The organism is Methyloglobulus sp. (assembly GCF_040079455.1).
GTDB lineage: Bacteria > Pseudomonadota > Gammaproteobacteria > Methylococcales > Methylomonadaceae > Methyloglobulus.
The window spans coordinates 1-12,397 of record NZ_JBEBKJ010000041.1 but is presented as its reverse complement, the minus strand read 5'-3'; the positions used below and the strand labels follow the sequence as shown (position 1 = coordinate 12,397).

Here is a 12,397-nt window from a genome sequence, read left to right as displayed (position 1 = left end):
TACTTAATCTGTTCTATGGATGCTTGATGATAAAATAATACGCATGAAAAAATTAAAGCTTCTGGTGTTTGAGTATATCACTGGCGGCGGTTTGAATAAGTCCGAACTTCCGGACTCCCTAGCTAGAGAAGGCTTATTTATGCTGCAATCCTTGGCTGACGATCTTGCCAGGATAGAGGTAATTGAGCCTGTAATCATGCTGGATTACCGCATGATAGGAAAATTAATGCCCAAATCTATTAATGCTCATATTATTAGACCTGACCAGAAGCATCACCAAGAATTTACTCGCTTGATGTCATTGTGCGATGCAGTTTGGCCGATAGCGCCGGAAAGTGACTCCATATTGCAAACCCTATGTGCAGAGATTGAGCTTTCAGGGAAGATTTTGTTAAATTCCCCTGCCAGCGCTGTTGCCGTTACCGGTAACAAATGGCTAACTTATAAACATTTACAATGGCATAGCATTGCCACCGTACCAACGCAAAAACTAACCGACTTTTGTTTTTCGCTCGGCGAATGGATAATAAAATCTGTCGATGGTGTGGGCTGTGCGGATAGCTACTTGATTAACGATCAGAAAGATTTTGATACGGTAACATTATCGCTTGATAAGGCTAAATATATCGTACAGCCTCATATCGAAGGCGAAAAAACCAGCTTATCTTGTTTGTTTAAAAGTGGCAGAGGCTGGTTGGTGTGCGCCAATCGGCAGCATTTCGGCATTATCAATAAGCAATATCATTTAACTGAGATAACCGCCAATTACACTTCAGATACATCTAAATATCACAATTTAGTTAACCAAATCGCTAAGGCAATGCCTGGTTTATGGGGCTATGTGGGGATTGATTTGATAGAAACGGCGGATCAGATTCTCGTTCTTGAAATTAATCCACGCCTTACAACTTCTTACACGGGTATCTATGGAGCTCTTGGTATAAGTTGCGCCCATGAGGTTATTGAATTGTTGACGGGCGATCCGCAACTACAACCGACCCATAATCAAGCCATCAATATCAAAATAAATGAGCAGGAAAGCTATGCAAGCTAGCATCATGGGTTGGGACATCGGTGGTGCCCATCTTAAAGCCGCATGTCTCCAGCCTGAGGCAGGACTTATTGCCATCTATCAACAGCCCTGTCAGTTATGGAAGGGGATTGATAAGCTTCATGAGGCGGTGCAAGAGATTTTAAGTCAAGCGACAATACAAGTTGGTCGCCATGTGCTAACTATGACAGGCGAACTGGTTGATTTATTTGATGGTAGGGATGATGGTGTTAAACAAATACTGGCAGCGATGGAACGCCTTCTGCTCAATAGCGAAGTCCTAGTTTATGCCGGTAAAGATGGATTGTTGAGAATGGATGGGGTTAAACCTAGTGATTATCCCAATATCGCCTCAGCCAATTGGCTGGCAAGCGCAACTTGGGTGGCGCAACGTTTAGGTAGCGGTCTTTTCGTTGATATAGGCAGCACAACTACCGATATTCTGCTGTTAAATGATGGCAAGGTCTTAACAGAAGGCTACAGCGACTACCAGCGCTTAATTTCCCAAGAATTGATTTATACTGGGACAGTGAGAACCGCAGTTATGGCCGTCACACAATCTGCGAAAGACAAAGGTCAAGAGGTCGGGTTAATGGCAGAATATTTTGCGACGATGGCGGATGTGTACCGAGTAACCGGTGAATTGAATGAGTTGTATGATCAAACCGACACCGCTGATGGTGCCGAGAAAACAGTTTCGGCAAGTGCCAAACGGTTAGCAAGGATGATAGGCTGTGATTATAGAGACAATGAACTCCCCCGCTGGCAAGAATTCGCCAATAACCTTCGTCACCAACAATTAGCAAGAATTCAAAGTGCTTGCGAACGGCAACTGGCTCGTATTTCTGTGTCTGACAATTGCCCATTAATCGGTGCAGGTGTGGGGCGTTTTCTGGTTAAACAGATAGCACTAACATTAAGTCGCCCCTACCTGGATCTCTCGGATTTATTTTCAGAAGTTGGAGTTCAACCTGGACATGCTGTCGCTGATTGCGCCCCGGCAGTTGCTGTAGCCTGTTTGGCAGCAGCACGGGAGTTATGATAGCTTGAACCCCAGCACAGCTTTAATGCGCCGTATAGATTCGCTTGAAATTAGGCTTTTAAACCACATCTTCATTGATGAAATCTTGGCTTTAATATTTACGTAGATGACACTGGTTTTGATTTTATGAAGCTGTGCCAACAGCCATTCATAACACAACTTAAACCATGCGAACGTCAATAATTTATCTTTGGCAATCTGGAATACCCAAAAAGTGAAAGCAGCGATGGGGATTTTCCCGACATAGATTACCGTAGCTATCAGTACCTGACCTTGGGCAAATAAGCCTATCGCGATGATGCCTAATAACTCAACGGCGGCAAACAATACGAGAAAACACACTAGCAAGGCATAACGGTTGAGCTTGAGAATTACAGCCTCAAGCTTATGAAGTATCTTAAGTTCGCGGATAAAGCCATAGATAGGCGCAGCGATCCGATCCCAAACTATCTCTTCCAAGACTAGATAGATAAAAACCAGTACCGTCAACAGGGCATTGGTAGCTTTTCGATAAAGATTTTTAAGCATAAATATTCTCTGAACGTGATGAAAGGCAACAAATCAGTGCTAATAATGGTTGTTGATAGATTAAGGCATATTTCCTTGTTATCCTAAAAACCATAATTGATGCTTGTACTAGTCCGTTCGTGCTGAGATTATCGAAGCATGAAGGGCTAATCTGCGCCACAGGCGGTGTTTGTATGAAGCTATAAAGAATCCAGGCCACCCGTCTAGTATAATGTAATACCAATCCCAATAAGTTCAAATGTTATCCCTTCTCCAGTGGGAGAAGGTTAGGATGAGGGGATTCAAATAACAACTTATTGGGATTGGCATAGACTATTATCCCATTGATAAGATAACCAAAAAAGGCCGGAACGCCGCTATAAAATCGGGAGTAACCGCATACAAGCAATTGTTTTGTTCGAGATTCACGACCTCCCCCGCAACCCGCTTTTTTACGGCGCTTATTTAAGTAACCTTAGTACAGGTGAGTGAGTATAATGACCGATTTAATGGGAGAATGGGAATGAAACAAATAATTTTAGCCACCATATTATTGGGACTATCCGCATTTGGGTTTGCTGTTTATGCCGATGTTGTAATTCAATCCAAAGAAGAAGTACAGGGTAACTGGAAGCTGCAAACTACGAAAAACTCTTTAACCGATAGGCATCCTATTACTCGGGAAGACACCTGGGAATTTAAAGATGGCAAAGTAACGATCTTACACATTCCTCGCGAAGGAACATATTATGACCAACCACCTGTAAATTATGAGATAGTGGACGGTAAGTTAAAGGTTGAGATTTTAGGTGGCAGCCGGTTTGACATGTTTACAGTCGTGGAAAAAAACGACAAAAACATGACCTTGAAAGGGAAATTTGGCGACTATTATTTTTTTGATAAAAAGTAATAATTGTTTGGAATTTGCGATTTTTAGTTAGCTTTTGCTTGTCAATCAAGAAATCGAAGTGGTCATCTATGGATTCTCCGAGTCGGATGGGACGTTTAAACCCGTCCGACTAGATCTGAAAACTAAGTTCTTCAGGCACAAATCCCACCTAACACGAAATGATATTCTAGGGTATTGATGAGGTAAGTTTAAATCAAGTGGCTATTAGAGGAAGCTTTAAAGGTATCTCTAAAAATTCACCCTCCCTCCGGGAGGGGGCTAGGGTTGTAAATGCTTGCTTTTAAATACCTCATCCCAACCGGAAGGCGGGCAGCAACGTTAATAAGCCACACGGATCTGCCAGTGACACGCTTCACTGCCTTTACACTGGTCTTACAGTGACTCATTATCAGAAAGCCAAGCGCTTACTCACCTTTTACTTTTCTTTCCAATTCCTCACGACTGATGTGGCGGACATCTTCGCCTTTGATCATATAGACCAGATGTTCACAAATGTTGCAGGCATGGTCGCCAATCCGCTCCAGTGAACGCACAGTCCATAGCACATTGAGGGTGCGGGTGATATTTCGGGGATCTTCCATCATGTAGGTGACCTGTTGCCTTAGGATGCTGGCATATTCACGGTCTACGTTTTCGTCTTTGCTGGTTATTGCCGGAACTTGCTCGACCGTCATCCGGGCAAAGGAATCCAACGCATCATGCAACATGCTCTTGACCAGGTCCGCCATGTGTTGGACTTCGTAATAAGGGTCGTTTTTGCTACTTTCAATACCTGATGTATGGATGGTCATTTTGGCGATAACTTCAGCCAAGTCGCCTACCCGTTCCAGTTCATTAATGATTTTTAATACGGTAAGCAATAACCTCAAGTCAAATGCAGTGGGCTGTCGTAATGCCATAATCTGCGTACATTCTCGGTCTAGGGCTATTTCCAGGTCATCAATCTGGTTATCCTGTTTGATAACGAGTTCCGCCAATTCCACGTTGGCCGTTGTAAATGCCTTGATCGCCTGTTCAATCTGTTCTTCAACCAAACCGCCCATAGTCAGCACATGGTTGCGGACATCTTCAAGTTCTTTATTGAATTGCCCAGAGATATGATGCCCGATGTTGGTGTTGTCCATCTGTGTTCTCCTGTTATTCCCAGTTAACCGTACCGGCCAGTGATGTAGTCTTCGGTCTGCTTCTTTTTGGGTTTGGTAAATAGTTGGCTGGTGCTGTCTATTTCAATCAATTCACCCATGTACATGAAGGCAGTATAGTCGGAAACGCGGGCGGCCTGTTGCATATTGTGTGTTACGATGACGATGGTGTATTTTTCTTTCAACTCATTTATCAGTTCTTCAATTTTGAGGGTTGAAATGGGGTCTAATGCCGACGCAGGTTCGTCAAGCAACAGCACTTCCGGCTCAATGGCAATCGCCCTGGCAATAACCAACCGCTGTTGTTGTCCACCGGACAACCCTAGGGCATTGTCTTTGAGGCGATCTTTCACCTCATCCCAAAGTGCCGCGCCGCGCAACGCATTTTCGACAGTCTCATCCAAGGTGCGCTTGTCGTTGATACCTTGTATGCGTAAGCCGTAAGCGACATTTTCAAAAATGGATTTGGGGAAGGGATTGGGTTTTTGGAACACCATCCCCACGCGCCTACGTAATGCCGCTACGTTGACTGACTTGTCATAGATATTTTCATTATCCAGCAAAATCTTGCCGTCAATCCTCGCACTATCCACCAGGTCGTTCATGCGGTTGATGCAACGCAACAAGGTTGATTTACCACAACCGCTAGGCCCTATATATGCCGTCACCCTGCGTTTGGGGATTTCCATGTTGATATTGTGCAAGGCCTGCTTTTGCCCATAATGCAGATTAAGGTTTTCTATCTTGATGGTTATATCAAGTTGTTCTGGGGCATGATCACGTCCACGTAAGATGGAATTCATGTCGATTGCGTGGGTGCGTGTTTGTTCTGTCGTCATTATTAACCTTCCAATGCTCGATATTTTTCGCGTAAATTATTTCTAATTATAATTGCAGATAGATTTAAGCCAATAATCACTAAAACCAGTAATAAAGCCGTTGCATAAACCAAAGGCCGCGCCGCTTCGACATTAGGGCTTTGGAAACCGACATCATAAATATGAAAACCCAAATGCATAAATTTCCTGTCTAAATGGATGAAAGGGGCATTGCCATCCAATGGTAAGGTGGGGGCAAGCTTGACCACGCCGACTAACATCAGCGGCGCAACTTCACCCGCCGCCCTGGCAACCGCTAGGATCATGCCCGTCATGATGGCAGGGCTGGCCATAGGCAACACCGTGTTCCATAAGGTTTCAAATTTGGTGGCGCCCAGCGCCAGACTGCCCTCGCGTATGGATTTAGGGATACGTGCCAAGCCTTCTTCGGTGGCGACGATGACAACAGGTAAGGTAAGTAGTGCAAGGGTAATGGATGCCCACAATAAGCCCGGTGTCCCGAAAACGGGTGCGGGGGCAGATTCGGGGTAAAACAACTTATCGATATTACCGCCCAGAATATAAACAAAAAATCCCAAGCCAAACACACCATAAACCACGGAAGGTACACCTGCGAGATTGTTGACTGCGATTCGGATCAATTGTGTGGTAAAGCCTTGTTTGGCATATTCCCGTAAGTAAACCGCCGCAATAACGCCAAAGGGTGTGACGATGATCGACATAATCAATACCATCATGATCGTGCCGAATATAGCAGGGAAGATACCACCTTCGGTATTGGCTTCGCGTGGATCATCAGTCAAAAATTCAGCTAGTTTGCTGAAATAATGGCCTATTTTTTGGAACAGGTTCATGTTGTTCGGTTGATAAATCATGACTACTTTAGCCAGCGAAATATCAACTTCCTTGCCACTGTCCGTTTTTGCCACCAGACTAGCACCCCTTATTTTTTGATATAAGGTTCTTAGCTGTATTTGGTATTGTTCGTATTGTTTCTTAAGCTCAGTTTTTTCATTTTCGATGGATACCTTAGCAGTTTCATCAAGCTGATCTTTTAATTCCAGGCTTCTTCCTTTTAGCCTCAACTGCTCCAAACTGTAATTTATTGCGCCAATTTCCTTTTTTTCCAGATGGGCGATTTCATCATATACGGCTAAGGCTTCGTCAATTTTTGTTTTTGCTACAGGCCATGCTTGTCGGTCGCTGGCAAGAGTTTTACCGTTTTCCTTGACCGCGACAAGCTGTCCATAAAAATTACCCCATTCCCGGCGTTCTACCACCATGAGGTCGGTAGGCTGGTCTTGGCTTTTAATATTGTGTTCCTGTAACCAGCGGAAATCAGCACCGGTAACGTCGCGATTACCGGTTTTGATTTGATACTGCACTAAATCCTCTTCATTATCGGCCATTTTATAGCCGGATATTTTGGCCGCAGCGGCTGGGGTAACACTGGTATCTACGATTTCAGCAAAAATGGTTTTCACTTGACCATCGGCTTCTTGATAGCTGAATTGGGTAACTTGAGCTGGCCAGAAATGGCCGATACCGCGAACGACAATTAGCCCTAATACGCCGATTATCATAATAAGGCAGGCACTGACTGCCGCCGCATTCAGCCATATCCAGGGCGATCCACTTTTAAACCAAGAACTTATCATAATGAACTATATTTTTCCCGTAAGCGTTGGCGAATAATTTCTGCCAAGGTATTGAATACGAAAGTGAAGATAAACAACACTAAAGCTGCCAAAAATAATACGCGGTAATGGGTACTATCGACTTCCGATTCGGGCATTTCCACGGCGATATTGGCAGCCAGTGTGCGTAAGCCTTGGAAAACGCTAAAATCCATAACTGGGGTATTGCCGGTAGCCATTAACACAATCATGGTTTCGCCAACTGCGCGTCCAAGGCCGATCATTACTGCGGAAAAAATGCCAGGGCTAGCGGTCAGCAAAACCACTTTGGTCATCGTCTGCCAAGTGGTTGCACCTAATGCTAAAGAGCCAACGGTCAAATGCTTAGGTACGCTGAATATGGCATCCTCGGCAATCGAAAAAATTGTAGGGATTACTGCGAATCCCATGGCAATTCCAACCACCAGTGCATTGCGTTGGTCATAGCCGATACCGAATTCTCGGCTAAACCAGTCGCGTAATGTGCCATGGAATAATAAAGTTTCAAGAGGTACACTTATGGTGAAAGCTAACCAGCTAACGATGATGATAACGGGTATTAAAATGGCCGCATCCCAGCCTTCCGGTATTTTTTGACGTAGAGTTTTAGGCAAATATTGCCAGAAAAAGGCAAACAGCATAACAGCAACGGGCAGGGAGATGAGCGATAGGAACAGCCCTGCCAAATGTTTTTCGATAAACGGCGCCAGCCAAAGGCCAGCGAGAAACCCCAATATGACCGTCGGCAGCGCGCCCATGAGTTCAATTGCAGGTTTTACGACCTGGCGCATTTTGGGGGACATAAAGTAAGCGGTATATATCGCACCCATCAGGGCGAGTGGCATAGCAACCAACATGGCATAAAATGCAGCTTTTAAGGTGCCGAATACTAGGGGAACTAGACTATATTTGGGTTCGAAATCATTGCTGGCGGAGGAGGATTGCCAGATATAGTCAGGTTTCGGATAGCTTTCGTACCAAACTTGTTGCCATAACGATTTTATGGAGACCTCTGGATGCTCATTTTCTATGCGCCAAACATGAATTTTTCCATCTTGCGATTCCAGCAATAGCCGGTTTGCTCGTGGCGATAATAGGGCTGCGACGGGCGGCGAGGTACTTACGCTCTCTTTAATGAGCTCGCGTTCAGCCGTAGTATGATAAATGCCGACGTGACCACTAGCATCGACTGTCATAAAACCTTTGCGGCGTTGCTCAGATTCAATTGCAACAATCGCTTCGTTGGATACTTTAAAAGAACGGATATTTTTAAAGGCAAGCTTATTCAACTGGTTTTTGACTTGTGTCCATTGCGACACCAGACCAGATGAGTCACCCACTAACAAAGAAAGGTCGCCGTTTAAAAAAGTCAGGCTGATAATTTTTTTCCCCGCTTCCACCACATTTTGTTGATGTTTTAATTTAGGTGCTGCTTTGTCGTTGATGTCATAAGCGCTTAATAGGCCTTCGTTATCTACAAGGTAAAGCTGGCTATCTTCCTTATCAATTAACAGGTCAACAATTGTTTTACCGGAAGCCTCCAGCACGGCAGCTGTTCGGGTCGTGGTCGCAGTATCTGCAAACAATGACTGTTCTTTGGCAAAACTGACCAGATGGACTTTATCGGCGGCTCTTGCCACAACGATAGTCTTATCGGCTTCCACCTTCACCGCGAGTTTTTCCAAAGCAGCACCGGACTCGTCGATTACTAATGGTTGTTCACCTAAAGGATATTCGAGCGATGGCGTAATCTGGCGTTTATTGTTGGGGTAAGTCACTTTGTAGTGATGATTTACGATGATTGCCTTGCCATCTGAAAGCCCATAAGCGATGCCGCCCTGGCTGATTAGGCTGCTTTGGGCAAAGCTGGTGATATGGCTTCCTTCAGGGATCGTTATTGCCTGATTTAATAATGTTTTGCCAGTAACCACATCAAAAAACACGACCTGTCCACTGTCAGTAAACCGAACAGCCACTTCGTTTTGTTCTTCCGTTTCCAACAAAACTGTTTTACCGAAGGCTTTTTCAGGGACATCATATTCAGCGATTGAAGTAGCCGTTGCCGATCCAAACAAGGGCAACACCACATACAGCAGGTAAAAGAAAATCAATACGATAGCGACAATGACACCAAGTCCGCCGACCACAACGCCGTAGCGTGCAAAAGCATCTTTTATTAACCGCCATTTTTGGTAAGGTTTGCTTGCTGCCAACGTTACCGCTGATGGTGTTGTATTCGTTAGTTTCTCAGACATGTGGCGATTGTAAGTTCGGTAAGTGACAACTTTGTGTATTCATGACATTTAAATTTTAAAAATCTGGAAATTCATTTTAAACGTATTACTGCCTTGCGGGATAAAAAATGGCCGAAGACTGTTCCCAGTCTTCGGCCATGTAGTCTGTGCAACCACTCACTTTTGAGGGGGGGGGTGGTTAATGCAGACTAAACATCCATGTACACAAGTCCTTTACCGCTACAACAACACTCTTAAATACGATCTATTTGATTGCTGCCAAAGCCTTTTCTATGACATTCGCTGGCAATGGGATATAGCCGTCTTTGATAACCGATTGTTGACCTGTTTTTGACAAGACCATCTTTATAAATTCATTTTCCAGCGGTGCTAACGGTTGGTTAGGTTTTTTGTTAACGTAAATGTACAAGTAACGTGTCAACGGATAAGTGCCGTTAAGCGCGTTTTCAGGGGTGGCTTCAACAAAGCTTGTGCTGCCTTTTTTTGCCAAAGGCACCATTTTTACACCGGAAGTGGTATAGCCCATGCCAGAATAACCAATACCATTCACAGATTCCGTAACTGACTGGACGACTGAGGCAGAACCAGGTTGCTCATTGACGTTGCTTTTGAAGTCACCCTTACATAAGGCATGTTCTTTAAAATAGCCATAAGTGCCAGATACTGAGTTACGTCCATATAATTGCATACTTTTCGCGCCCCATGCCGCGACACCTGCATCACCCCAGGTTTCAATGCTTGCAGCGCCACCGCATTTGTTAGTGGAAGAAAATATGCCGTCAACCTGCTCCATCGTCAAACCTTTCACGGGGTTGTCTTTATTGACCATAACGGCCAAAGCATCTACTGCTACTGGAATAGCGGTTGGTTTATAGCCTTGTTTGCCTTCGAAAGCTTCAATTTCATCATCTTTCATCTCGCGGCTCATAGGCCCAAGGTTAGATGTGCCTTCAGTCAGCGCAGGTGGCGCGGTAGAAGAGCCTGCAGCCTGTATTTGAATGTTGACGTTAGGATAAGCACGGTTAAAATCTTCCGCCCAAAGCGACATCAAATTGGCCAAGGTATCAGAACCAACGCTGGATAGATTGCCAGATATGCCAGTGGCCGCTTTGTATTCAGGAATTCCTGCGTCAATAGTTTGTACGGCATGAGCAAAGTTAGCCGTAAGTCCGGCAGAAACAAGCCCCATCGCGGCAATAAGTGATTTCGTTTTAAACAGTGGTTTCATTTTTGCTCTCAAGTAGATAGTGGTTACATTAAAAATTTAGAATGTGAGTAGCTTAATCACACTTTATGACAGAAATATGACAATGACACATTTAATTATGCGTGAAAATACGCCGTCTAATTGCAGAAACTCAATTTAGGGTACTGTCCTCTCAATTTGACCACAATCAGATCAACAAATGATTGTAATGGTTTAATTAAACAGGACACATCTAGAGGCAGACCGCTAATGTCATTAGCGGTGAACATGGATAGTAATCAAACGAAACGACCAAACCCGATACACGCTTAAATTTAAACAGGATGCTGCGAAGTTAGTGAATGAAAAAGGCTATACTATTGCTCCGGCCTTTTAAAGTTTTAAGTCAAGCTAATTGAATGTATTTTTGCACATTGCTTTAATTCAAACTTCACAAGACCGAATCTATAACCAGCAAGCGGCTGAATTCGGTCAATTCCTTGCTGGTATTCCCTAGCACTACGCCGCCGCCGGAGTAAATCAGGCGAGTTTGGAGAAAGGCAAGCCTAAGACGAAGCAGAATCCGTAGTCATTAAATCAATTCCGGCAAAATGGACTTGTGGGAATCTCTAAAAATTCAAAAAACTCCTTCTCCCTCTGGGAGAAGGTTGGGATGAGGTATTAAAATCAAGCATTTACAACCCTCACCCTAGCCCTCTCCCAGAGGGAGAGGGAGAGGGGTTTTTTAGAGGTCGCCTTGTATTACTTATTGGCGGATTACCTTAGAGCGAACCCGCCTTAAAGTTATTGTCATCAAGTTTAGGGACATCATTGATAAATTTGATGCCCTCAAACTCTTAAAAACGGATTATTTATCTGTCGGTTGTGAAACCGTGGCCTCCTTTCCATTCAACTGGTTGGACAATTCATGCGCGTCTTTTTCAGACTTCAGCGAAAATCCGATAGCGCTTTTAGTCAAACAAAAGAGATTGGTTTGCCCAGCAGTATTCCAAGCAGCCCCTGGTCGCTTGCCAACATAAACATCCGCACAGATATTGGCATCACTACTGACTGTACTCGGCAAGGGGAATGAAAACCTTACATTCCGGCTTTCCCCAGGGTTTAATGTCAGCCTTTCGGGGGTGCTGGATTGAAAACTGGTGGCGTTTAGCAGTGATCCTTATGTAGCATTACGAAAAGAGGTGGACAAGATAACAATGCCATCCTCTGGCACTGCTAATCTTAATATGGTACTTTCTCCGCCGAATTCTCCTGAGCCAGATTTAATTTCGTTACAAGAAGAATCGTACAAAATTAGAGAGGCACTATAGTTGTTGATTTCTACCTTTAAGGTGTCACCCGGCGTACCGACAAATTTAAAAAAGTCATTGTCATCAGCTGCCGCACCACCTTGCTGATCAAAAGTGCCTTCAATGATTGAAGGTGATGCGAATGCACCTAAATCTTGGGCTGATGTGCATTAATTATTAGGTTCTGTTTCTTGGATTGCAAAAGCTTGTGGAATATAACCTATCCCAAATAAAACGAGCACCATGAATGCGAGTGCTTTAAAGCTAAAAAATTGCTGTCTCATAACTATCCCCTGTATTTGTTAGTTTTGCCTTTGTTGGTCCTGCAGCAGCTTGTTGGTGCGCTAATAGCGCAAGCAGTATATATCAGTTAAACTTTAGAGAGTGTTTACATAAAGATACATTTTGGCTATAGTAACTTCCTTAATCCAAAGGAGGCGCGGCTATGGCAATCTGTAAACATTGTGGTGTTGAAGAAT

General features: G+C 44.1%; 10 protein-coding genes. 3 read left to right on the top strand and 7 right to left on the bottom strand.

Translation table 11 applies throughout. The annotated features are described in order from the left end of the window. Window positions 1-43 precede the first annotated feature (43 nt). Both ABL924_RS10235 and ABL924_RS10230 read left to right on the top strand, forming a co-directional pair. Window positions 44-1,054: an ATP-grasp domain-containing protein gene (locus ABL924_RS10235; RefSeq protein WP_349026994.1), complete on the top strand. Its 1,011-nt coding sequence runs from the start codon at window positions 44-46 to the stop codon at window positions 1,052-1,054. Continuing rightward, on the top strand, window positions 1,044-2,093 hold the full coding sequence (locus ABL924_RS10230) for a hydantoinase/oxoprolinase family protein (protein WP_349026993.1): 1,050 nt from the start codon (window positions 1,044-1,046) through the stop codon (window positions 2,091-2,093). The genes ABL924_RS10235 and ABL924_RS10230 overlap by 11 nt, the downstream gene beginning before the upstream one ends. On the opposite strand, the gene ABL924_RS10225 is transcribed toward ABL924_RS10230, so the two are convergent. Next, window positions 2,088-2,621 carry a hypothetical protein gene (locus tag ABL924_RS10225; RefSeq protein ID WP_349026992.1) on the bottom strand — a complete coding sequence of 178 codons (534 nt, stop codon included), beginning with the start codon at window positions 2,619-2,621 and terminating at the stop codon, window positions 2,088-2,090. The two genes, ABL924_RS10230 and ABL924_RS10225, sit on opposite strands and share 6 nt — an antisense overlap. A gap of 502 nt (window positions 2,622-3,123) precedes the next feature. Between ABL924_RS10225 and ABL924_RS10220 the strand changes: the two genes are divergently transcribed. Then, window positions 3,124-3,510: a hypothetical protein gene (locus tag ABL924_RS10220; protein WP_349026991.1), complete on the top strand. Its 387-nt coding sequence runs from the start codon at window positions 3,124-3,126 to the stop codon at window positions 3,508-3,510. 404 nt (window positions 3,511-3,914) lie between these two features. On the opposite strand, the gene phoU is transcribed toward ABL924_RS10220, so the two are convergent. From phoU to ABL924_RS10190, 6 genes are all read right to left on the bottom strand, one after another. Continuing rightward, window positions 3,915-4,634 (bottom strand): phosphate signaling complex protein PhoU, encoded by a 720-nt coding sequence (gene phoU, locus ABL924_RS10215; RefSeq protein ID WP_349026990.1) that lies wholly within the window; start codon window positions 4,632-4,634, stop codon window positions 3,915-3,917. A gap of 23 nt (window positions 4,635-4,657) precedes the next feature. After that, window positions 4,658-5,491, bottom strand: coding sequence for a phosphate ABC transporter ATP-binding protein PstB (gene pstB, locus ABL924_RS10210; protein WP_349026989.1), 834 nt, complete (start codon window positions 5,489-5,491; stop codon window positions 4,658-4,660). A 2-nt stretch (window positions 5,492-5,493) separates the two neighbouring features. After that, window positions 5,494-7,149 (bottom strand): phosphate ABC transporter permease PstA, encoded by a 1,656-nt coding sequence (pstA, locus tag ABL924_RS10205; protein ID WP_349026988.1) that lies wholly within the window; start codon window positions 7,147-7,149, stop codon window positions 5,494-5,496. Next, window positions 7,146-9,422 carry an ABC transporter permease subunit gene (locus ABL924_RS10200; protein ID WP_349026987.1) on the bottom strand — a complete coding sequence of 759 codons (2,277 nt, stop codon included), beginning with the start codon at window positions 9,420-9,422 and terminating at the stop codon, window positions 7,146-7,148. Before ABL924_RS10200 ends, pstA begins: the two co-directional genes overlap by 4 nt. A gap of 244 nt (window positions 9,423-9,666) precedes the next feature. After that, window positions 9,667-10,650 (bottom strand): phosphate ABC transporter substrate-binding protein PstS family protein, encoded by a 984-nt coding sequence (locus ABL924_RS10195; protein WP_349026986.1) that lies wholly within the window; start codon window positions 10,648-10,650, stop codon window positions 9,667-9,669. Window positions 10,651-11,476: 826 nt separating this feature from the next. Continuing rightward, window positions 11,477-11,692, bottom strand: coding sequence for a hypothetical protein (locus tag ABL924_RS10190; protein ID WP_349026985.1), 216 nt, complete (start codon window positions 11,690-11,692; stop codon window positions 11,477-11,479). Window positions 11,693-12,397 lie beyond the last annotated feature (705 nt).